The organism is Acinetobacter sp. SAAs474, from assembly GCF_032823475.1.
In the GTDB taxonomy this organism is placed as follows: Bacteria; Pseudomonadota; Gammaproteobacteria; order Pseudomonadales; family Moraxellaceae; genus Acinetobacter.
In genome coordinates this window covers 1,692,579-1,714,693 of the sequence record NZ_CP127915.1, presented here as the reverse complement: position 1 = coordinate 1,714,693, position 22,115 = coordinate 1,692,579, and the positions used below count along the sequence as shown (strand labels likewise).

The following is a 22,115-nucleotide window of genomic DNA, read 5'->3' as shown; positions in this document are numbered from 1 at the left end:
TTGTTGGCATCAAAAAGCAATGCCATTGCAAACTAGGCCGGACGGCAAGAAATCATGCCATCTAATATGCACAATACATCAGCGATTAAAGCCTAATATACCCTACGTCCGTATAGTACGCGATGGATCAAATTATGATGGCTCTACAGGTGTATGATCGATATTTAATTTTAAGTCTTCACGACGACGACGCTGTTGCAATAAATGCAAGGCACCTTCAACAATTAATAGCAATACTGCACACCAAATTGGAATATAGGTTAACCACTCATCTGGATTTACTCGTTCACCCATCATTAAAGAAGCCAAAACCAGCAATACAGGTTCTAAATAGCTTAATAAACCAAACAATACAAAAGGAAGTAAACGGCTGGCAATAATATAACTGCCCAAACCTAATGCACTTAAGAACCCTAGCCCCATAATCGAAAGTAGCAAATAAGGAAATGCATTAATCAGCATGATGCTGTCACTATAATAAAACGCCAGATAGATCGAAACAGGAATTACTAACAGTAAATCCCACCAAAATCCTCCCAGATGATCTGTTTTAAATGCACGGCGTAAAAAGAAATAGAGCGGATAAGCCAATGCCACATAGACTGTTTCCCATGCAATCCCTCCGATACGCCAAATTTCATGTGCCACTCCAATTACAGCAAGTAATACAGCACAAAGTTGCAAGCGTGACAACTTTTCTCGATATAAAACACAGCCAATTAAGACCATCACTAAAGGCAATAAGAAATATCCTAAAGAAACGGATAACCCGCGACCATTCACCGGCCCCCACAAAAACAACCATAATTGTGTGGTACATAAAAATGAACTAATCAATAACCAAATCAATAAACTTGGCTTTTTCAATACGCGTTTAAAAATATGTTGGATATATTTAAAATCGCCAGACCACCACATAAATAAGCTAAGAAATGGCAATGTGGCCAACATACGCCAAGCAAATATTTCTTCGCTATTCAGTGGTTTTAAAAATTGTGTAAAAAAATACAATGCCCCAAAAGTAACCGACGCCAATATCGACATCACGACGCCTTGATACATCGCTCACCTCAAATTCTGAATATCTTTATGCTAAAGTAATAAATGACTGATCTGTTTAGGCTCATAGGGGTAACTTAAAATATCGCTCACCCATCAATCTTTTCATCTGTATTTAAACCCGATATAAGACATCGGTCATTTACATTCATCTCGATCTATGGATAAAGTCACAGCAACGATATCAAGTCGAGTAACATTAATAAACACAGCTAACTGAATAGATTGAAGCTAAGATCAGGGAGAAAAGACCACCCGCTAAGCACAGCAAATAAGCACAACAAAAGCTGACTTTAGCCGGGCTGAATACAGCAGTTACTTAGGTATGTATACGGCGCATTTTGGTCGATAATTTCAACGACGCAAAAGAATACCTGCCGAATAAAAGAGTAACATACCAAACTCCCTTTTGATATGTTCACCCGATCATCTTATGATTATTTTTGCGTATGCTGAGTATAAATGACATCATCTAAATTATAGCCTACAGATTTGGCATAATCTAAATATTGTTGCAAGCGACTTTGCTCAAGCTGTGGTGTACGTGACAATATCCACATATATTTACGACGTGGCTCTCCTACCAGTACAGTTTGATAATCATCATCCAGTTTAAGAATCCAATAATCACCTCGTCCAACAGGTAACCATCGAATAGCTTGAGGTAAAAAACTGACTTTTAGCTGACTATTATCAGGTGGATTTTGCACATATGCCTCGCCAATCGACTGATAAAGCTGATTGTCTTTACCATAACAGCGATTATCTACACGAATATTTCCCTGCTCATTAAGGCTATATTGTGCGGAAACATTACGATCACATTTATTTTGAAAAGATAATGGCTTACGTGCAATCTCATACCATGTGCCTAAATAGCGATTTAAATCGACTTGAATGACGGTATTGAGTGGCTTGGTTTGCGCATAAGCCAAGGTCACAGCCCCCAAACCCACTAAAACAGCACTTCCCAACAAAATTTTTGCAAGTTTTATTCCTGCTTTAGGAAGGTTTTCTGTGTTCATAAAACTATCCTCAATATCAAATTTGATTCAATTATAGTCATAACAATCATGATTTTTTTACATAAAAACGTCTGGATTATGTAATGTAAAATCAAATATTACGTTCTAATACAACATTTTTTCTTTAAGCGCTAAAATCTCGTCACGCAAACGTGCTGCCTGCTCAAATTGTAATTCTTTTGATGCTTTTAACATTTGCTTTTCCAACTTGGCCAAATGTTTAGCCAATAATTTTGGATCAGCCAATAAATGCTGTTGATCTGCGGTCAGACTTTGATTTTGAGTCATCGCATTGGATTCAATTTGCTGATCATCTAATACCTCACCCGTATTGAGATCCTGATGATTCTGTCTAACTGTACTGCGTGGCGTAATATTATGTTGTAAATTAAACTCAATTTGCTTATGACGACGACGTTCTGTTTCATCCATCGCTTTTTGCATTGAATCCGTAATACGATCTGCATAAAGAATTGCCTTACCATGTAAATGACGTGCAGCTCGGCCAATTGTTTGGATCAAGGAACGCTCTGATCGTAAAAATCCTTCTTTATCTGCATCTAAAATAGCCACCAGAGATACCTCAGGCATATCTAAACCTTCACGTAATAGATTAATCCCGACCAAGGCATCATAAATTCCAGTACGCAATTCGTGAATAATCTTGGTTCGTTCAACCGTATCAATATCTGAATGTAAATAAGCCACTTTGATACCGTATTCTTTTAAATAAGAGGTTAAATCTTCAGCCATACGTTTAGTCAATGTGGTAATCAAGACACGTTCATCGCATTCTTTACGCTGATTGATTTCAGACAACACATCATCAACCTGTGTCAGTACAGGACGAATTTCAATTTCAGGATCAATCAGACCCGTTGGACGAACGACCTGTTCAACCACTTGCTGTGCTTTATCTAATTCATAATTTGCAGGCGTTGCACTGACATATAAAGTCGCAGGAACAATACGCTGCCACTCTTCAAATTTCATTGGCCTATTATCTAATGCACTCGGTAAGCGAAAGCCATAATTAACCAGATTTTCTTTACGTGAACGATCCCCTTTATACATCGCACCAATTTGAGGAACCGTCACATGTGATTCATCAATAATTAACAATGCATCATCTGGGATATAATCAAATAAAGTTGGCGGTGCTTCACCGGCTAGACGGCCAGATAAATGTCGTGAATAATTTTCAATGCCATTGGTATAGCCCAGTTGTTGCATCATTTCAAGATCATAACGTGTACGCTGTTCAATACGCTGTGCTTCCAGCAATTTATCATGTTCACGGAAAAATGCTAAACGTTCCTTAAGTTCTTCTGCAATCGTCCCAATCGCGCGCTGCAAATGATCTTTTGGTGTTACATAATGACTTTTTGGATAAATCGTCACACGTGGTACTTTGCGCAGCATTTTACCTGTTAGTGGGTCAAACCAGCGAATCGAATCCACTTCATCATCAAAAAGTTCAATACGGATGGCATGCTGATCAGATTCGGCAGGAAAAATATCAATAATTTCGCCACGAATACGATACGTTGCACGCAAAAATTCTAATTCATTACGACTATATTGCATTTCAACTAAACGACGAATAATGTCATTGCGATTGATCCGATCACCTTCAACAACATGTAATAACATACTCATATAGGCATTAGGATCACCTAAACCATAAATCGCTGAAACGGAGGCAACAATAATGGCATCTCGTCGTTCTAATAATGCGCGGGTTGCAGACAAACGCATCTGATCAATATGATCATTAATTGATGCATCTTTTTCGATAAATGTATCTGAAGATGGCACATAAGCTTCTGGCTGATAATAATCGTAATAACTTACAAAATATTCAACAGCATTATGTGGAAAGAAAGATTTAAATTCGCCATATAACTGTGCAGCCAAGGTTTTATTATGCGCCATAATAATGGTAGGTCGTTGCAATTGTGCAATAACATTTGCCATGGTGTAGGTTTTACCTGAACCGGTTACACCCAGTAAAAGTTGATCGTGGTAGCCTTGATTAAACCCATCAACTAATTTCGCAATTGCCTGTGGTTGATCTCCAGCAGGTTGATATTGTGTGACCAGTTCAAAAGGTTGATTTTCACTCACGCCCATACTCTCTTCAATCGCCATTTAACGTATCAGTTTAACAGATTCATGCTTTATCATAATCAGATTTTTAACTTGACCCTGATTTCATTCAACGGCAACATGTCATTCATCATGGCTCACTGATCAGACGACTTATGACTTATCACTATCACAATGAAAGCATTATCAAAACACTTGCTGAAGATACGATTTTTGTCTTTGGTAGTAATTTAGCTGGTCAACACAATGAAGGGGCTGCAAAAATTGCTCAACGCTATTTTGGTGCTGTCGATCATGTTGGTCGTGGTTGGGCAGGACAATCGTTTGCAATTCCGACCATGAATGAACATTTACAGCAAATGCCATTATCACAAATTCAACACTATATTGATGACTTTAAAATTTACACCCAAAATCATCCTGACAAGCAATACTTTATTACTGCGATTGGCTGTGGTACAGCAGGCTATAAAGTAGAAGAAATTGCCCCCATGTTTAAGGGGATTAGTCATAATGTCATTTTACCAGTATCGTTTCGCCCATTTGTCGAAAAGGCACTGCCTAAACTGACTCAACATTTTTTACATACTTTTTTTGCTCAGGATATACTCTTGGCACAAGATAGTTATCGCCTAATTGATCATTTAGCATTAACAGACAGTGAAAAAAATCTCGCGAAAATTCTAAATCAAACTGAAATGTATCCAACAGATAGTAATGGCCGCGATCGAGTTTTTGAAATTGAAGATATTTTATATCAACTTCATCGTAAACATATTTCACTACAGGGGGATAGCACAGCAACACAGCAGCATTCTGGTGCAGAAGCACTCAATTTTGGCGGGATGGTTTTAGCGTTATTAGAATTATATAACATCAACGAACAAGATTTTATAGATGCTTGGCAAGGAATAAAACAGATTTCACCACCTCATCCTATGCCACACAGCCAACATAAATAGGTGATCTCGATCTGTAAGCATTCATCCTACACATCGAGATTGCCCTATGGATTAATCAAAGCAATACCATTCAATATTAACGTTTACCAAATGAACGACGTGTACCACGTGGTGGTGGCCAGGTTTTATCCGCATACTGCTCTGGTTTAGGACGAAGTTGATTATGAACGGCATCACTCTGCTGTTCAGATGACGATATTGGAAAAGGTAAATTCACCAATGGCTTTTTTTGACGCGTATTTTGGGTGCTCATTAGATTCACTCAATGATAACTGACGCTATTGTACGTAATTTTTAAATGCGAGGCGACCCTTGCTGAGTAAATTACAAATTGATTTTTTTTAGCGCACTCAATATGTTTTTTTATTTTTTTTACGATTTAATGCATTTTTTTGGCGACTAATTACGCCATTTTAGGATAAGATGATGTGATTTTTATTTTTAATCCCTAGTAAGAAGGAATATTGCCGTGGACGTACGTCTCTCTGATCGTGTAAATGCCATCAAACCGTCCCCAACTCTTGCTGTGACAAATAAAGCAGCAGAATTAAAAGCTGCTGGTAAAAATGTCATTGGCTTAGGCGCTGGCGAACCTGATTTCGACACTCCGCAACACATCAAAGATGCAGCAATTGCAGCGATTAATAACGGATTCACAAAATATACCGCTGTTGACGGCACACCGGGTCTTAAAAAAGCAATTATTGCTAAATTAAAACGCGATAACAATCTTGATTACGCAGCAAACCAAATTTTGGTTTCATGTGGCGGCAAACAATCTTTCTTTAACTTGGCACTTGCTCTGTTAAATAAAGGTGATGAAGTGATTATTCCTGCACCGTATTGGGTAAGTTATCCAGATATGGTCATTATCGCTGAAGGTACACCTGTCATTGTAAAATGTGGTGAAGAGCAACGTTTTAAAATTACTCCAGCGCAATTAGAAGCTGCAATCACTGATAAAACTCGTTTAGTGGTGTTAAACAGCCCATCTAACCCAACAGGCATGATTTATACCAAAGCAGAATTAGAAGCTTTAGCTGAAGTGCTACGCAAATATCCAGAAGTCATGGTGGCATCTGATGATATGTATGAACCTATTCGTTGGGACGATGAATTCTATAATATTGCAACCGTTGCACCAGATCTTTATGATCGCGTGATTGTACTCAATGGTGTTTCTAAAGCTTATGCAATGACAGGCTGGCGTATTGGCTATGCAGCAGGCCCTGCAAAATTGATTGGTGCAATGAAAAAAATCCAGTCGCAATCTACTTCAAACCCAACTTCAATTTCTCAAGTTGCTGCTGAAGCTGCATTAAATGGCCCTCAAGATGTACTTCAACCTATGATTGAAGCATTTAAACGTCGCCATGACTTAGTGGTAAGCGGTTTAAATGATATCAATGGTATTACCTGCTTACCTGCTGATGGTGCATTCTATGCTTATGCCAACATCCGCCCACTTATTCGTGCTAAAGGTTTAAAATCTTGCACAGAATTTGCAGCTTGGCTATTAGAAGAAACAGGTGTTGCAGTCGTTCCTGGTGATGCCTTTGGATTAGGTGGCTATATGCGTATTTCTTATGCAACTGCTGATGAAGTTCTGGTAGATGCATTGGCACGTATTAAAAAAGCGGCTGATTCTATTGAAGGTGTAGATGCTGCTATTGCATCGATCGCTGCTGAAAAATAATTGAATTGTTCTCATGCTATGCATGAGAACATCAATACACTTCTTAAAGGACTGAATCGTTTAACCGATTCAGTCCTTTCATTTTATCTATGCGAGAATAGCAATATCCATAAGATCTCATCATCACAGATCATCCTCATACCAGCTGTACAGCAGATCTAAATATCCATCGATGTATCTGATAGCTAATAACTAAAGAATAATGATGTCTATAGCGAAATAAATCATAAAAAAATTACCATTCCAATACCTTTTTATATATAAAAATCATGTAATATCACGGTATATATTCATAAAATATTAAAACTATTTTTAAATTAAGAGAATAGGTTATGCGCTACAAAATTATTGATGTTTATAAAAGCACAGAAATTAATTCATATATTGCGAAATGCTTAAAACAACACTCTCCTCAATTTATTATTATTGAAAGTACTCATACCCTATGTTTAAACTTAGATATCATTGATGTCGACCACCAGTTATCCAATGCAACATGGGCCACAGGCGAAGAAATCGCACTAAAGGTACTCAATGGATTTGATAGTTATGACAAAACCTATATGTCACAGAGTTAACATCACCCCCATATCATCACACGAGCGAATGATCAAACAATCAGATGAGCATCCGCTCATACACATTTTTACTGATCAGGATCGCTTAGCGCATTTTAAGATTTAATTTAAAATATTAACCAATAGACACTATACCCATTTAAACAATCCAATAGACTAAAATTTTTAATTCATCGATTCATAGATGATTTGAATATTTATTTTGGTTTATAACTCAAAATTAACATCAAACAATAAGGAAAATACTCATGGCTCACCACATTTTACTCGCAACTTGGGATGAATTATCTAAAGCCAAAGCATTGGATAGTTTTACACAATTAAAAGCAAAATATATTCAAAATATCCACGAAATTACGATTGTCACTCGCCAACAAGATGGCAGCTTTAAAATTGTTAATCAAGATAACCCCGATCAAGACAATGGTATCTGGAGTGGTAGTCTTGTGGGCTTTTTAATTGGAATTTTAGGTGGCCCTTTAGGTATGGTACTTGGCCTAACGGCAGGTGCACTCATTGGCTCAAGTCATGATATTGACCATGAAAAAACAGATTTAGCCGTCTTAGGACAAATTAGTAAAGCATTACCGATTGGTGCTACAGGTGTTATTGTCGATATTTTTGAAGAATCAGAGCAAATTGCCGATGAGTTTTTTAAAAAGCATGAGGCAACACTATATCGCTGGGATTTTGATGAGGTTGAAGCAGAAATTGAGGCCTCTGTTGAAACTTGGGAAGAAACCAGTCGTCTTGCCAATCTTGCTCTAAAAGAACAAAAGAAAGCTGAGCATAAAGAAAAACGCAAACAAAAATGGGAAGAGTTTAAAGCACACTTTCACCCAACCAAATCATAAATATTAAGTTAAATAAATAGCTTCAAATCCTGTTTATAACAGGATTTGAAGCAGAGTATCGTGTGCGATAACATCTTATAGTAAGACGACTATGATGAGCTTTAAAAATAACAATGGTTGAATTATGATGTTTTGAGTTTAGGTCGCTTTAAAGCTTTAAACACACAATAATATTGCAAGGCATTGGTCAAATCTAAATATTGATTTTGCCCAAGTAACTTGGACCAACTGACCACATGATTCTTTCCAGTCAACAGATTTGCCTCAATTGCATAGACATAATGATCCTGACTTGAGTCAATCTGAGTGTGCGATCTCAAAATGGTATTAATTAATGGTTTATGTCCCAAATGCTCAATCCATTTATCACTCAACCATAATTGTAATAAATCCCCAAGATATAATGGAATAGGCTGAAAAGGCCAAATATGAAGATAGGCACCTTCAACTTGACTAAAATATAATTTTGAATCTTGTAAAATATCGAGATATTGCACCTGATAAAGACTTAAATTTTTTAAAACGGTGGCGATTTTCAGCATTTTATTTCTCCGATTTAGCCATTTTTAGTGCTGGCAAGTTGGTTAAATCCACACGGCTTAAGTGAATCACTTAAACATTTAATACTCAATTTAGACTAGCAATTACATCAATTGATTGCAAGGTATTTACAGATTTTTTATCCATTAGAATTTTCGTATAAATAACCAACATCTGATATTAAAAACACAGATAAATCCCCCTCAGCTATTGACCCAAAGATAAATCCGCTTATAATCGTGTTCAGATTCTCCCATAGCTCAGTCGGTAGAGCGACGGACTGTTAATCCGCAGGTCCCTGGTTCGAGCCCAGGTGGGAGAGCCAAATTTTAAAAACCTACTCATGATGAAGTAGGTTTTTTTATTAGTAAAATAAACAGTAAATGCTGGTCATCACCACATCTAAATTGAATTTCCCTAATACATCCATACCAAAACACGCGCAAGAAATATGACAACATCTTGCGCTATGTATTGTTGATGTTTTACTTAATTGCTCTTTATCGGTACACCACTATGAAAACGGAATAACGCATCAGGTGTTTCGATTAAAGTTTTTTCGACTTGACGAATATGTGCAATACGACCTTGAATATCTTCTTGTGGATCCTTGAGTTTTGCCGTCGTTGCAACGTCCAAAGCCAAAGCCAGATAGTCCTCATAATGCCGAGATTCAGATTTTAATAGATAACGATAATAACGCCCTAGCTCATCATCAACTCGTGGTGCAAGTGCATAAAATCGCTCACAGGAACGAGCTTCCACAAAAGCACCAATGACCAAAACATCAATCAATGCTTCTGGTTCATACGTTCGGATTTCTTTACGTAATTCTCCAGCATAACGTCCCGCACTTAAACCTTGCCATGCTTGGCCTCGCTTTGCCATTAATTCCAGTACTTGTTCATAATGCAACATTTCCTCACGAACCAATTGTGCCAATTTCACTTGAAGATCTGAGAAAAAACTATATCTGAACATTAAGTTCATCGCGGTACTGGCTGCTTTTTTCTCACAATTGGCATGATCTTGCATCAGAATATCAAGCTGATGCACAGCTTCATCTAACCATGCATCTGGTGTTCTACACCCTAAAAAACCAATGACTGGTTGCATAAGGTGATCATAATTTATTGTAGACATAATACATTACAAATTTAAAAATTAACGTGCAGCCTGAATTGCTGCTTTCATTTGTTGAACTGCTTGCGCTAGACCAACCACCACTGCATCGGCAATAATCGAGTGCCCAATATTCAATTCATGGATTTGTGGAATCGCTGCAATCGGCTGAATATTATCTAGATTTAAACCATGACCCGCATTGACGACCAAACCTTTTGATGCTGCATATTCAGCACCATGTATGATACGTTCAAGCTCATATTGTTGTTGTTCTGCTGTATGAGCATCTGCATAAGCACCAGTATGTAATTCAATCGTTGGTGCACCACAGGCAACCGCTGCATCTATTTGTGCACAATCAGCATCAATAAACAAAGATACATCACAGCCAATTGCCGTCAATATTTGAGTCGCATTTTTAACATCTTCAAAATGACCAACTACATCCAAACCACCTTCTGTTGTCACTTCTTGACGTTTCTCAGGAACAAAACACACATGCTGAGGTTTGATTTCCTGAGCAAATTTGATCATTTCTGGAGTAACCGCTAATTCCAAATTCATATGTGTGGTTAATAATGGACGCATACGACGCACATCGTCATCTTGAATATGACGACGATCCTCACGTAAATGTAGCGTGATTCCTTCTGCCCCGGCTTGTTCACATATTAATGCAGCCTTGACAGGATCTGGATATGTTGTACCGCGTGCTTGTCTTAATGTTGCGACATGGTCAATATTCACACCGAGTAAAGCAGCCATAATAATTTCCTAATCAGGTTGAATTTGAGTATTCTGAATCCACAATTGACGACTTTTTAAAGGACGATCACCTAAAAGTGCTGTAATCATTTGTCGGTATAGCTTAGATAGTAATTGTAACTGTTCTAGGCTAAATTCCCTACCTTTTTCATAATCATTCATCTGTAAAATTTGACAACCCTGTAAGCTCGCTTGCGTAGGTGCACTGGTCAGTATAAAACCATCATTTAATTGAAATACATAAGATTGATCTACAGCAATCGGCTGTTGATTTGAATCACATGAAAAGTCCAAGGCATAACCCAATTCCGCCAATAATTCATATTCAAATTGTCGCAAAATTTGTCGTAAGTGCGATGCGGATAACTGCAATTGACTCAATTGCTGAATGGTTTGCATATATTGCTGAAAGGTCGCAGGCATTTCGACTTCAAGTGGGCATAAGCGCAATAAAAGCTCATTTAAATAAAATCCCGAAAAAAAAGCATTGCCAAAAAAGAATACTGGCTGCTGAAGCATTTCTAAATGACTAAAATTTTTAAGTTCTGATTTTCCCGTCACCTGCACACGAATCAACTGGTATTGCGGAGGTGGCGTCTGTCTTAATATCCCGTCAATACGACCATATTCTTGGGTAAATAAATGCACAATATGGCTACGTTCTCGATATTTTCGGTGATGAATCAAATAACCTTGCAGGATTTGATTACGCATATTCAATCAAATTAATCATTATTTTTTTTATGTTTTTGATCATCTTCATCATCATCACCATCAGGTATTACGGCATCGACTACAGCAACAGTCCCTTTTACTGCGCCTTTGGTCACATCATAAGCAAGGCCCACAGGAACTGTAACAAGCTTGGTAATACACCCCTGCAACAACAGCATACTTGCAAGAACAATTATCACTTTATTCATTACAGCTCCATATCTTCATTTAATGATCAACACATCATTAATTATTGTTCAATATAAAACGATGTCGTTTTGACATAATATTGGTGAATAAGGATCAAATATATTTCCTACCTATTTTCAACCATTTAATCACATCAAAACACACATCTGTTGCGATTAAATATCACTATAACCTAAACTTTTCAAGGCACGTTCATCATCAGACCAACCACCTTTTACCTTAACCCAAAGTGTCAGCATAATCTTCTGTTCAAACATTTTTTCCATGTCAACACGTGCATCCATACCAATTTTTTTCAGCTTGGTACCTTTTTCACCAATAACAATGGCTTTTTGTCCAGGACGGTCAACAAAAATGGTCGCATCAATATAAGTACATGCCGCTTTCATACGTCCTGTTTTTGTATTCAAACTCGGTTCTTCGGTTTTAAAAGATTCGATTTGAACCGTTAAGTCATAAGGTAACTCTTCACCTAATTGACGCATAATCTTTTCACGAATAATTTCGGAAGCCAAGAATCGCTCTGAACGATCTGTGACCTGATCTAATGAATACAATGGTGGCTGAAAAGGCAGATATTGCGCAATGGTATCGCGCAAATGCTCTAAGTTAGCACCACGCAATGCAGATACTGGTACAATTTCTGCAAAATTCATCAGTTTTGCACGCTCTTGAATCAAAGGTAATGCAAAATTTTTATTTTCTAACGTATCTAGTTTATTAATCACCAAAATGACAGGCATTTCAGCATTTTTTAACTTCTCTAAAACCAATTCGTCATTTTGAGTCCATTTTTGTGCATCGACCACAAATAGAACCAAATTTACATCACGCAAGGCAGAAGATGCAGCACGATTCATCATTTTATTGATGGCACGAACTTCCTTCTTATGCATTCCCGGAGTATCTACAAATACAGCTTGAGATTTTTCACGAGAATCAATTCCTACAATTTTATGCCGTGTTGTTTGCGGTTTACGTGAGGTAATCGACAGTTTTTGTCCCAGCAAATGATTCATTAGTGTCGATTTACCCACATTTGGACGACCAACAATGGCCACAAATCCACTACGGTAATCTGATGGAATTTCTGTACCTTGTGCACTAAAAAACTGACCAATTAAGTCATTATTGTCGCTTTGCGACTCGTGATCAGCATCGATGTGATCGGAATGAGTAGTCATTTAGACTTTTGCTCCATTAATTTTAAAATATCTGCCGCAACTGCCTGTTCAGCAAAGCGGCGACTTGATCCTTCACCCTTCATAATCGGAAGGCCTTCAACTTGACATTCTACTGTAAAATGTTGATGCGGTGCATCCCCTTGAATATCAACAACATCATAAATAGGTAAAGGCTTTTTACGTGCTTGCAAATATTCTTGTAAGCGTGACTTTGGATCTTTGAGTTGATCTGTTGGTTCAATATACTCTAAGTAAGGCTCATACCACTTTAGCACAATTGTACGCAGTTGATTAAGATCACCACAATCCAGATAAATTGCCCCAATAATGGATTCTACAGTATCGGCCAATATGGATTCACGATGATGTCCACCAGATTTCAACTCTCCAGTACTTAAAATCAAGTGCTGGCTTAATTTTAAATCATTGGCAATTTTACCTAATGCTTCCTGACGAACCAGTGTTGCACGCATACGGGTTAAACGCCCTTCATTTTCATTGGGATAAGCATGGTATAGATAATGCGCAATAATCATACCCAATAACGAGTCACCCAAAAACTCTAAACGCTCATAATTGTATTTATGGCTCACCGATCGATGGGTTAGTGCTAACTGTAACAATTCAGATTGCTTAAATTGATAACCGATACGACTCGCTAAACGCATTTCATTTAGCTTGGATTGAGCTTTGATCAAAACTTTTCTCGAACTTTAATAGCAAATCAACAGCAAGACAGGACATGCGCCCATCTTGCTATCATTTATTTATCAACCATACTGATTTATATTTCACTATGGTCACATCTTTAAACTTTAATGTTAGATAGAAATATGACTGGCGTCATATTATCCATTAAAACAAGCCCCACCGCATGTGTGGTGAGTAGCAGTAACATCTCATACTATTGTAACATTAAAAGTTACAATCGATGCTGCTGATTTGTCATGTTCATACTTGCTCAAGAACAATCTTCTACTTAATCAATAGAACCATTACGACTAAACGATGGTAAATGGAATCCTGGCTCTTTGTGCATCCAGATATAGAATGCTCGACCTGTTAAATTTTCTTCAGGTACAAATCCCCAAAAGCGGCTATCAGCACTCTGATCACGGTTATCACCCATGGCAAAATATTGACCTTTAGGTACATTCACTTCCCAGTATTGACCATTTTGAGCAACAAACTTCTCACCATTAACATATTTAAGAAACGGCGCTTGACTGGCTACATTCACCCCTTCCAACTCACGCATGGTAAAGGTATGATCTCCTAATTTTTCTTTATAATACAAAGAATTAGGCGTATCTAAAATATCTTTTTCACGACTAAACTTGATTGGTGTTTTAGAGACTTTTTGTCCATTAATAATCAATTGTCCATGATCATACACAATATGATCGCCAGGCAATCCCACCACACGTTTAATATAGCTAATGCTTGGCTGTGGCGGATAACGGAAAACAATCACATCTCCGCGCTCTGGCTCACCCACATCAATAATTTTTTTATTAATAATCGGTAAACGGACACCATAGTCAAACTTATTGACTAAAATAAAATCACCTGTTTCTAAAGTCGGTACCATAGAATCAGATGGAATATTGAATGGTTCATATAAAAATGAACGTAGACATAACACTACAGCCAATACTGGCCAGAAATCATAAGCCCATCGAATAATTGCTTTTTCATTACCACGCCCTTTTGATTTTCGCTCCTTAAAAACCAATTTATCTAACAGCCACACTACAAATAAAATCAGTGTAACGGGTACCAGAATTAAATTAAAATCAAAATCCATGAGCTAAATGACCTCTATCTTATTATCGTTCTACTTTCAATACGGCAAGGAATGCTTCTTGTGGAATTTCAACGCTTCCCACTTGCTTCATACGCTTCTTACCTTCTTTTTGCTTCGACAATAGTTTCTTCTTACGAGAAACGTCGCCCCCATAACACTTAGCCAATACGTTTTTACGCATCGCTTTAACAGTTGAACGTGCAATAATTTGTGCACCAATCGCAGCTTGAATTGCCACATCAAACATTTGACGCGGAATTAGATCTTTCATTTTTTCGACCAGTGCAATACCACGATGACGTGCATCATTACGATGACAAATCATGGCCAAAGCATCAACACGATCACCATTAATTAACACATCGACTTTGACTAAAGATGAGCTTTCAAAACGTACAAAGTTATAATCAAGAGATGCGAATCCACGTGAACAAGATTTCAATTTATCAAAGAAATCCATAACCACTTCAGCCATTGGAATCTCAAAGGTGATTGAAACCTGATTGCCTAAAAATTTCATATCTTTTTGTACCCCACGACGCTCAATACATAAGGTCATGACATTACCCAAATATTCTTGTGGTACTAAGATATGACATTCCGCAATCGGTTCACGTAAATCTTCAACTGTTGAACCATCTGGCATTTTTGATGGACTATCAATATAAATGGTTTGACCATTTTTCATCACAGCTTCATAAATTACCGTTGGCGCAGATGAGATCAAGTCTAAATCATATTCACGCTCTAAACGCTCTTGTACAATTTCCATATGCAGCATACCCAGAAAGCCGCAACGGAAACCAAAACCTAAAGCATCAGAACTTTCTGGTTCAAAAAATAGTGCTGAATCATTAATCTGTAATTTATGCAATGCTTCACGAAATGGTTCAAAATCACTCGCATCAATTGGAAATAATCCAGCATACACTTGAGGTTTAACTTTTTTAAAACCTGGTAATGTTGTCACTTCAGGCGTTGTTGCCAAGGTAATCGTATCGCCAACAGGTGCACCAAAGATATCTTTAATTCCTGCGATCACAAAACCGACTTCACCTGCTTCCAATATACCTGTTTCGGTATGTTTAGGATTAAAAATGCCGACTGAAGTGATAATATGGGTTTGACCTGTTGATTTCATCAACATTTTATCGCCTTTACGCACTCGGCCTTGTTTAATACGGACCAGTGATACAACACCTAGATAATTATCAAACCATGAATCAACAATTAATGCTTGTAATGGTGCGTCCCGATCGCCTTGTGGTGCTGGAATAATATCCACCAAAGTTTCCAGAACTTGCTCTACACCTAAACCTGTTTTTGCCGAACATGTCGGAGCATGTGTTGCTTCGATACCAATAATTTCTTCTATTTCATGAACAACACGTTCCGGTTCAGCTTGAGGTAGATCAATTTTATTGAGAATAGGTAAAACTTCTAGACCTTGCTCAATTGCCGTATAGCAGTTTGCAACTGACTGGGCTTCTACACCTTGTGCAGCATCAACAACCAATAACGCACCTTCACATGCAGCAAGTGAACGAGATACTTCATAAGAAAAGTCCACGTGCCCTGGTGTATCAATGAAATTTAATTGATATTCTTGACCATTAGGATGTGTGTAATATAACGTCACCGATGTTGCTTTAATCGTAATTCCACGCTCACGCTCCAACTCCATTGAGTCAAGAACTTGAGCTTGCATTTCACGATCCTGCAGGCCACCACACATTTGAATGAATCGATCGGCAAGTGTTGACTTACCATGATCAATATGTGCAATAATTGAGAAATTTCGTATGTTATTGATATCTACAGACTTTTTAGCTGTTGCCATGTGTTACCTTAAAAATATGTACACCATCATGTACTTGTATCTTAAAAGTACGTATGACGTGTAAAAAGAATGTTTCTATGAGTTTCGCACAGTATAAGCAGATAACAGTTAAAAATATAGATTACGGATCAATAAAATATAGGACCGAATTAAAGTTAAATGTATATCTCACTTAAGCATAGCATCAATTAATGTTAAATTATGCTGCAGATATGCAATGCTTAAATGATCATCAGCACGTAAAATCAGATGAATCAAATAGTCAATCGGCTTGAATAACAATATTATTTTGAATAGGTGTTCCTAGATTCAACGATATTGACGAAAAATTATGGCGTTCTATATTTGTTAAAACCAACTCGTCTTTTAACGCGAGACAAAACGCATCATCCCTGATAGATGATTGAACTTAAAGTCGATGTCACACCCGATATTTTTTAACTTAAACAGCGATTTTCCTATCTATGAAAAAAAATTATCTATTTTTTATAACACTTACAGCAAGTCTATTCAGCAGTGGCTGTGCCACCACAACACTACTCAATAAAGATCAACATAAAAGTACTTCACATACTGTGCAAAAATTGCTGCTCGAAGATCAAGTATTAGCATTTGGTAAACCCTCACAATATATCGCTGAACTTCCAGCTGACAGCATCGTGATTGCGGGACAGAAAAATAGTTATGTTTTAACCAGTGGAGGAACTCAATTTAGTCAGGTATTAAATACACTTGATCCAAAACGTATTAAAGTAAGCAAAGCCTTGGCATTTCATTCTGAGCATAATGATGGCAAATTTAATGGTGTACTGCCGTTAGAATATATTATGCTTTCTGAAGATATTCAGAAAAAAGATCGTGAATTTTTTATTGAAAATAATGCGCGAGAATGCACATCATCAAGTGATCAACGCTTAAACTCACAACGGTTTTGTCTAGATATTCCTTTAACAGGATTAGTTTATCCTGGCGCCAATAATAGAGCAGCACTCAAACCCTTAAGTAAAGCATATAACATTCGTATTTATACCCAGCAACAGCAACAATCTTCAAGTTCTAAACAACAAAATTCGGGGGAAAAGCTATTACTTTTTCCATTTGCAGTTGCCTTTGATGTGATTACTTTACCCATTCAAGCCATTCATAAAATTTTTGATTAGATACCCTTCCCAATCTATTTGTACGCTTGATCTGCTCTTAAGTACGAATAGATTGGCTGAGATTCATTCATGATAAATACTAAAATCAAGCGGATTTATCCGAGCTGAAATTGGCTGGTAGGCTTGAGTAAAGCTGGGTGACATTCTCTTAGCGCGGCCTGTCGCAATTTCCACGCATGCCCATTTGGTATTAGCAACAAACAATATCGTTTGATCTTTAGCACGATAAAACACATATTGTCGTGATAAATACAATGCATTGAGATCATCTAGCCATGTTCTTAATACAATTTCATCATTCACCAAGGCTGCTTTTCGATATTGTACATGATGTTCAACTGCGACCATGGCATGCTTTAATGCAATATATTGTTGTAACCCCAAACCTAATGCCTCAATATGAGCTGAAGCTACATCTTGCATCCAACTGACATAAACCACATTATTTACATGCCCCAAAATATCAATATGCTGTGGTTCTACAACTATGCTTAAATCAAAAACATCGGTCATCTATAAACCTATTCAAAAATATGCATGCTTAAGCACGGACTTTAGCATATATGACCACTAAAATAACGCGATATAGGAAATGATGTGCTGTATTCCCTCACAGCAAAGAGATGAAAAGTCTAAAAACATCATATCTTAAGATCAATATCAATACGTTATCTATAGCAACGTACAGGGCAGAACATTTCACGTTGTTCAATTGTACTTAAGCGGTGATCTTTTGAGACTTCATAAAATCACCCATCATCCCCTTAACATCCGAAGCTCTGTCCAGCGACGTTGTCATCCATAAAACATTTCCGTACCAAAATTTAAAAATGGCACACATGATTCAATTGATATTTAATCATCATTGCGGATTTTTATTGTCTGTAATACGCATACCCACAATCGCTCGTGTACCTTGACGAATAAGCGTTACACGTGCAACAGAACCTAGTTTTAGTGATTTAACCAACTGTGCAAATTGTGCTGGATTAATCACCTCAGTATTATTGATTTGCACAATAACATCACCTTGTGCTAAACCAGCCGTTGCTGCAATTCCACCACGGCGGACATCTTGTATCAATACACCACCTTTAATATTTAATTGAGCAAGTTCTGCTGGCGCCAATTCTCGTATCGCCACACCTAATGTAGGGCCACTATTTGCTGTATTTTGTGCCCGCTCTGAAGCAGGTGTATCATCTGGTGCAGTGGTTAACGTGACTGAAATATTTTGGCGCTTATCATCACGTAAGATTTCAAAATTTAGGGTTTGCCCCGGTACAGCACGATTTAAATAACTAAAAAGTTGTACGGTACTTGGAATATCAATTCCATTTAATTTTAAAATAACGTCACCCGCTTTTAATCCAGCTTTTGCGGCAGGAGAATTTGGATTAACTTGGGTAATTAAAGAGCCTTCCGGTTTTGGAAGTTTATAAGCTTCAGCTAAAGTACGATCAATTTCTTGCAAACCGACACCTAAATAAGGTCGTGTCACTTTTCCTGTTTTTTTCAACTGGTCAGCCACATCAATGGCAACATCTATTGGAATAGAAAAAGACAGCCCCATATAACCGCCAGTACCGCTAAAAATTCTAGAGTTAACACCAACCACTTCACCACGCTGGTTAAATAATGGTCCGCCAGAATTTCCTGGATTTAATGCCACATCAGTTTGAATAAAAGGGACCGTCGCTTCGCCTTGCATATTACGCATTTTGGCACTCACAATACCTGCTGAGGCAGAATAATCAAAACCAAATGGTGAACCAATCGCAAGTACAGGCTCACCGACTTTGAGTCGGTCGACATTGCCTGCTTTTAATTCTGGAAAATTTGTACCGGTAACTTTAAGTAATGCCACATCTGTACGTGCATCACTTCCAACAACTTTGGCATCTAACTCACGGCGATCATTTAAAACAATCGTCACCTTTGAGGCATTTTCAACCACATGATGATTGGTGAGTAAATAACCATCTTTACTGATAAAAAAAGCACTCCCCGAACCTACTTTTTCCTGTGGCGTCTGCTGCTGTGGAATCACCACTTGATTACCAAAAAATCGTCTTAAAATTTCAGGTATTTGTTCTTGTAATAACTCTTCCTGTGTCATTTTTTTTACAACATTTACCCGTACCACAGCTGGGCTGACTTGTTCAACCAAGTTAGAAAAGTCAACAGGAGAGCTTGCCTGACTATGCATTGCTGTCATAGCAAATATGCCAGCGTATAAACTTTTTTGTAGATAATTTTTTTTCATATACACGATTCACTCAATAATTTTCAATCTGGATATAGCATGATCACACATCAAACTTAACGTTTAACCTCTATATGCGAATCATATTCATCATCAATACAGTCAGTCAATATCATCATAACGGATACATCATGTGACCATTACAGCATAATCAGGCGCAATATTTATTCAACACATTCCGCATTAAAATCACCTTAAAATATGTCATAAAATCTCAGCATGCTGAATTATATTTGCATTTTATTTGATGAAATGCTGTCGCCCTAAATATCAAAGGCTGTCACACTCACAGCCCACACCGTCATCCCGCTACCAATATCACAATCGCAGTAGTCATATTGGTCAATTATATTTTTTAAACAAGCGTTTAGTGACATTTCCATGTTTGATCTAAATTTCCAATATCAAATTTAAGCGCTATTTCCTTGCCTTTTTCAAAAAAAAACGTTGTTATTAATGAACTTTTTCTCAAATTAGCCGATGAATATGTCTAATTTAAACACGTCTCATGAGTTTGATGTCATTATTGTTGGAAGCGGTGGTGCAGGTTTAACACTCGCACTGTCACTGCCGAGTCATTTTAAAATCGCTATTTTAGCCAAATCTGACTTAACAGATGCAAGTACTTATTATGCCCAAGGAGGTGTTGCAGCAGTTTTAGATAAAACTGACTCAATTGAACATCATATTGATGACACGATGGTTGCTGGCGCTTATTTATGTGAATTGGATGCGGTAAAAAAAACAGTGATGGGCGGCGAAGCTGCTGTTGATTTTCTATTAACACAAGGTGTTCAATTTACCTTAGATGAGCAGGCACAACTGCACTTAACACGTGAAGGCGGACATTCTCATCGTCGGATTATTCATGCCGCAGATGCGACAGGTAAAGCCATTTCAACAACCCTGGTTGCACGCGCACTTGAAAAAGATAATATTCAAATTTTTGAAAACTATATTGCGATCGATATTATCCAAACTGAACCTACAGCTCGTGATACGACAACACGTGCAATAGGTCTGTATGCCTTAGATACACGGACTGAAAAAGTACATACTTTTCTTGCCCCATTTACTGCACTGGCATGTGGTGGTGCAATGAACGCTTATCTCTATACATCCAATCCAGATATTGCCACAGGCGATGGCATTGCCATGGCATACCGAGCAGGATGCAGAGTGGCAAATATGGAGTTTAATCAATTTCATCCAACCTGTTTATATCATCCCCAAGCACGGTCTTTTTTAATTACTGAAGCTATGCGTGGTGAAGGTGCTTATTTACGCTTGCCTGATGGTGAACGTTTTATGCTGCGTTTTGATGAGCGCGCTGAACTTGCGCCACGAGATATTGTGGCACGTGCCATAGATTTTGAAATTAAACGTCTCGGTATTCGTCATGTCTGGTTAGATATTACACATAAATCTCAAGATTTTATTCAAGAACATTTCCCTACCTTATACCAACGCTTACTTGAATTAGGTATTGATATCACCAAAGAAATGATTCCTGTGGTACCGGCAGCACATTATACTTGTGGTGGCGTCATGGTCGATGAACATAGTCAAACCGATCTACAAGGCTTATATGCGATTGGCGAGACCTCATATACGGGTTTACATGGTGCTAACCGTATGGCCAGTAATTCACTGTTAGAATGTTTTGTCTATGGTATGGCAGCAGCTCAGCATATACAAAGTCAATATAGTCCTGATATCCATTTACCTCAAGTGAGTTCATGGGATGATAGTCAAGTGACTGATCCAGATGAAGATGTCGTCATCTTACAAAATTGGGATGAATTGCGCCAAACCATGTGGAATTATGTCGGCATTGTACGTACCACCAAACGTTTAGAACGCGCACTACATCGTATCGAAATGCTTAAGCATGAAATTACAGCGTATTATCAAGACTATAAAGTCAGTAAAAACTTAATTGAACTTAGAAATCTGGTGATGGTTGCGGAAATGATTGTACAATGTGCCTTACAACGTCAGGAGTCACGTGGCTTGCACTTTAGCTTAGACTATCCCGAACAAGCACAGCAATTAAAACGAACCGTATTAACACCACCAAATTTTACAGTTGAAAAACATCTAATCAATTGTTGATCAGCCATTGATAAAGAGTAAGTTGAATTGAACTTACTCTTTAAGAGAATTCCTACCGAACGCGATAAACAGTGTATACGCCCTGAATATGCATAGCTCACACAAC

Annotated in this window: 21 protein-coding genes and 1 tRNA gene; 7 read left to right on the top strand and 15 right to left on the bottom strand. The window is 37.7% G+C overall.

Going from position 1 to position 22,115, the window contains the following annotated elements; translation table 11 throughout:
• Window positions 1-132: 132 nt before the first annotated feature.
• From rarD to uvrB, 3 genes are all read right to left on the bottom strand, one after another.
• Window positions 133-1,062 (bottom strand): EamA family transporter RarD, encoded by a 930-nt coding sequence (rarD, locus tag QSG86_RS08965; RefSeq protein ID WP_317031176.1) that lies wholly within the window; start codon window positions 1,060-1,062, stop codon window positions 133-135.
• A gap of 434 nt (window positions 1,063-1,496) precedes the next feature.
• Entirely contained in the window at window positions 1,497-2,084 is a 588-nt protein-coding gene (locus QSG86_RS08960; RefSeq protein ID WP_317031175.1) for a lipocalin family protein, read from the bottom strand.
• 105 nt (window positions 2,085-2,189) lie between these two features.
• Window positions 2,190-4,211, bottom strand: a complete 2,022-nt coding sequence (gene uvrB, locus QSG86_RS08955) for an excinuclease ABC subunit UvrB (RefSeq protein ID WP_317032716.1) — start codon at window positions 4,209-4,211, stop codon at window positions 2,190-2,192.
• Window positions 4,212-4,348: 137 nt separating this feature from the next.
• On the opposite strand from uvrB, the gene QSG86_RS08950 reads away from it, so the two are divergent.
• Window positions 4,349-5,155, top strand: a complete 807-nt coding sequence (locus tag QSG86_RS08950) for a hypothetical protein (RefSeq protein WP_317031174.1) — start codon at window positions 4,349-4,351, stop codon at window positions 5,153-5,155.
• A gap of 76 nt (window positions 5,156-5,231) precedes the next feature.
• On the opposite strand, the gene QSG86_RS08945 is transcribed toward QSG86_RS08950, so the two are convergent.
• Window positions 5,232-5,408 carry a hypothetical protein gene (locus QSG86_RS08945; protein ID WP_317031173.1) on the bottom strand — a complete coding sequence of 59 codons (177 nt, stop codon included), beginning with the start codon at window positions 5,406-5,408 and terminating at the stop codon, window positions 5,232-5,234.
• A gap of 216 nt (window positions 5,409-5,624) precedes the next feature.
• Between QSG86_RS08945 and QSG86_RS08940 the strand changes: the two genes are divergently transcribed.
• The 3 genes from QSG86_RS08940 to QSG86_RS08930 all read left to right on the top strand — a co-directional run bounded on the left by QSG86_RS08940 (window position 5,625) and on the right by QSG86_RS08930 (window position 8,283).
• Window positions 5,625-6,851, top strand: a complete 1,227-nt coding sequence (locus QSG86_RS08940) for a pyridoxal phosphate-dependent aminotransferase (RefSeq protein WP_317031172.1) — start codon at window positions 5,625-5,627, stop codon at window positions 6,849-6,851.
• Window positions 6,852-7,183: 332 nt separating this feature from the next.
• Window positions 7,184-7,429 (top strand): hypothetical protein, encoded by a 246-nt coding sequence (locus tag QSG86_RS08935; protein WP_317031171.1) that lies wholly within the window; start codon window positions 7,184-7,186, stop codon window positions 7,427-7,429.
• A gap of 248 nt (window positions 7,430-7,677) precedes the next feature.
• Window positions 7,678-8,283, top strand: coding sequence for a DUF1269 domain-containing protein (locus tag QSG86_RS08930; RefSeq protein ID WP_317031170.1), 606 nt, complete (start codon window positions 7,678-7,680; stop codon window positions 8,281-8,283).
• Between the two features lie 122 nt (window positions 8,284-8,405).
• On the opposite strand, the gene QSG86_RS08925 is transcribed toward QSG86_RS08930, so the two are convergent.
• Complete coding sequence (locus tag QSG86_RS08925) at window positions 8,406-8,825, bottom strand: hypothetical protein (RefSeq protein ID WP_317031169.1); 420 nt, start codon at window positions 8,823-8,825, stop codon at window positions 8,406-8,408.
• 247 nt (window positions 8,826-9,072) lie between these two features.
• On the opposite strand from QSG86_RS08925, the gene QSG86_RS08920 reads away from it, so the two are divergent.
• Window positions 9,073-9,148: transfer RNA gene (locus tag QSG86_RS08920), tRNA-Asn, on the top strand.
• Window positions 9,149-9,312: 164 nt separating this feature from the next.
• Here QSG86_RS08920 and QSG86_RS08915 read toward each other — a convergent pair.
• From QSG86_RS08915 to lepA, 8 genes are all read right to left on the bottom strand, one after another.
• The gene (locus QSG86_RS08915; protein ID WP_317031168.1) at window positions 9,313-9,966 is read right to left on the bottom strand and encodes a tRNA-(ms[2]io[6]A)-hydroxylase; all 654 of its coding nucleotides are present in this window, start codon (window positions 9,964-9,966) and stop codon (window positions 9,313-9,315) included.
• A gap of 21 nt (window positions 9,967-9,987) precedes the next feature.
• On the bottom strand, window positions 9,988-10,713 hold the full coding sequence (pdxJ, locus tag QSG86_RS08910; RefSeq protein WP_317031167.1) for a pyridoxine 5'-phosphate synthase: 726 nt from the start codon (window positions 10,711-10,713) through the stop codon (window positions 9,988-9,990).
• Window positions 10,714-10,722: 9 nt separating this feature from the next.
• Window positions 10,723-11,427 (bottom strand): DNA repair protein RecO, encoded by a 705-nt coding sequence (recO, locus tag QSG86_RS08905; RefSeq protein WP_317031166.1) that lies wholly within the window; start codon window positions 11,425-11,427, stop codon window positions 10,723-10,725.
• An 11-nt stretch (window positions 11,428-11,438) separates the two neighbouring features.
• Window positions 11,439-11,636 carry an NF038104 family lipoprotein gene (locus QSG86_RS08900; protein WP_317031165.1) on the bottom strand — a complete coding sequence of 66 codons (198 nt, stop codon included), beginning with the start codon at window positions 11,634-11,636 and terminating at the stop codon, window positions 11,439-11,441.
• Window positions 11,637-11,792: 156 nt separating this feature from the next.
• Window positions 11,793-12,821, bottom strand: coding sequence for a GTPase Era (gene era / locus QSG86_RS08895; RefSeq protein ID WP_317031164.1), 1,029 nt, complete (start codon window positions 12,819-12,821; stop codon window positions 11,793-11,795).
• A complete protein-coding gene (gene rnc, locus QSG86_RS08890) occupies window positions 12,818-13,519 on the bottom strand; it encodes a ribonuclease III (RefSeq protein WP_317031163.1) in 702 nt (233 codons plus the stop codon). The genes era and rnc overlap by 4 nt, the downstream gene beginning before the upstream one ends.
• Before the next feature lie 281 nt (window positions 13,520-13,800).
• Complete coding sequence (lepB, locus tag QSG86_RS08885) at window positions 13,801-14,628, bottom strand: signal peptidase I (RefSeq protein WP_317031162.1); 828 nt, start codon at window positions 14,626-14,628, stop codon at window positions 13,801-13,803.
• 22 nt (window positions 14,629-14,650) lie between these two features.
• Window positions 14,651-16,468, bottom strand: a complete 1,818-nt coding sequence (lepA, locus tag QSG86_RS08880) for a translation elongation factor 4 (protein ID WP_317031161.1) — start codon at window positions 16,466-16,468, stop codon at window positions 14,651-14,653.
• A 464-nt stretch (window positions 16,469-16,932) separates the two neighbouring features.
• Between lepA and QSG86_RS08875 the strand changes: the two genes are divergently transcribed.
• Window positions 16,933-17,628 (top strand): hypothetical protein, encoded by a 696-nt coding sequence (locus QSG86_RS08875; RefSeq protein WP_317031160.1) that lies wholly within the window; start codon window positions 16,933-16,935, stop codon window positions 17,626-17,628.
• Between the two features lie 63 nt (window positions 17,629-17,691).
• On the opposite strand, the gene QSG86_RS08870 is transcribed toward QSG86_RS08875, so the two are convergent.
• Together QSG86_RS08870 and QSG86_RS08865 are read right to left on the bottom strand one after the other, a co-directional pair.
• On the bottom strand, window positions 17,692-18,141 hold the full coding sequence (locus QSG86_RS08870) for a thioesterase family protein (protein WP_317031159.1): 450 nt from the start codon (window positions 18,139-18,141) through the stop codon (window positions 17,692-17,694).
• Between the two features lie 349 nt (window positions 18,142-18,490).
• Window positions 18,491-19,894 (bottom strand): Do family serine endopeptidase, encoded by a 1,404-nt coding sequence (locus QSG86_RS08865; RefSeq protein ID WP_317031158.1) that lies wholly within the window; start codon window positions 19,892-19,894, stop codon window positions 18,491-18,493.
• A 480-nt stretch (window positions 19,895-20,374) separates the two neighbouring features.
• Between QSG86_RS08865 and nadB the strand changes: the two genes are divergently transcribed.
• Window positions 20,375-22,009, top strand: a complete 1,635-nt coding sequence (nadB, locus tag QSG86_RS08860) for an L-aspartate oxidase (RefSeq protein ID WP_317031157.1) — start codon at window positions 20,375-20,377, stop codon at window positions 22,007-22,009.
• The last annotated feature ends 106 nt before the right edge of the window (window positions 22,010-22,115 follow it).

Excerpts from the sequence above, each read along its gene's own strand:
- rarD (WP_317031176.1), bottom strand. The coding sequence starts at position 1,062 with ATGTATCAAGGCGTCGTGATGTCGATATTGGCGTCGGTTACTTTTGGG.
- QSG86_RS08960 (WP_317031175.1), bottom strand. The coding sequence starts at position 2,084 with ATGAACACAGAAAACCTTCCTAAAGCAGGAATAAAACTTGCAAAAATT.
- QSG86_RS08950 (WP_317031174.1), top strand. The coding sequence starts at position 4,349 with ATGACTTATCACTATCACAATGAAAGCATTATCAAAACACTTGCTGAA.
- QSG86_RS08945 (WP_317031173.1), bottom strand. The coding sequence starts at position 5,408 with ATGAGCACCCAAAATACGCGTCAAAAAAAGCCATTGGTGAATTTACCT.
- QSG86_RS08935 (WP_317031171.1), top strand. The coding sequence starts at position 7,184 with ATGCGCTACAAAATTATTGATGTTTATAAAAGCACAGAAATTAATTCA.
- QSG86_RS08930 (WP_317031170.1), top strand. The coding sequence starts at position 7,678 with ATGGCTCACCACATTTTACTCGCAACTTGGGATGAATTATCTAAAGCC.
- QSG86_RS08925 (WP_317031169.1), bottom strand. The coding sequence starts at position 8,825 with ATGCTGAAAATCGCCACCGTTTTAAAAAATTTAAGTCTTTATCAGGTG.
- QSG86_RS08915 (WP_317031168.1), bottom strand. The coding sequence starts at position 9,966 with ATGTCTACAATAAATTATGATCACCTTATGCAACCAGTCATTGGTTTT.
- pdxJ (WP_317031167.1), bottom strand. The coding sequence starts at position 10,713 with ATGGCTGCTTTACTCGGTGTGAATATTGACCATGTCGCAACATTAAGA.
- recO (WP_317031166.1), bottom strand. The coding sequence starts at position 11,427 with ATGCGTAATCAAATCCTGCAAGGTTATTTGATTCATCACCGAAAATAT.
- QSG86_RS08900 (WP_317031165.1), bottom strand. The coding sequence starts at position 11,636 with ATGAATAAAGTGATAATTGTTCTTGCAAGTATGCTGTTGTTGCAGGGG.
- era (WP_317031164.1), bottom strand. The coding sequence starts at position 12,821 with ATGACTACTCATTCCGATCACATCGATGCTGATCACGAGTCGCAAAGC.
- lepB (WP_317031162.1), bottom strand. The coding sequence starts at position 14,628 with ATGGATTTTGATTTTAATTTAATTCTGGTACCCGTTACACTGATTTTA.
- lepA (WP_317031161.1), bottom strand. The coding sequence starts at position 16,468 with ATGGCAACAGCTAAAAAGTCTGTAGATATCAATAACATACGAAATTTC.
- QSG86_RS08875 (WP_317031160.1), top strand. The coding sequence starts at position 16,933 with ATGAAAAAAAATTATCTATTTTTTATAACACTTACAGCAAGTCTATTC.
- QSG86_RS08870 (WP_317031159.1), bottom strand. The coding sequence starts at position 18,141 with ATGACCGATGTTTTTGATTTAAGCATAGTTGTAGAACCACAGCATATT.
- QSG86_RS08865 (WP_317031158.1), bottom strand. The coding sequence starts at position 19,894 with ATGAAAAAAAATTATCTACAAAAAAGTTTATACGCTGGCATATTTGCT.
- nadB (WP_317031157.1), top strand. The coding sequence starts at position 20,375 with ATGAATATGTCTAATTTAAACACGTCTCATGAGTTTGATGTCATTATT.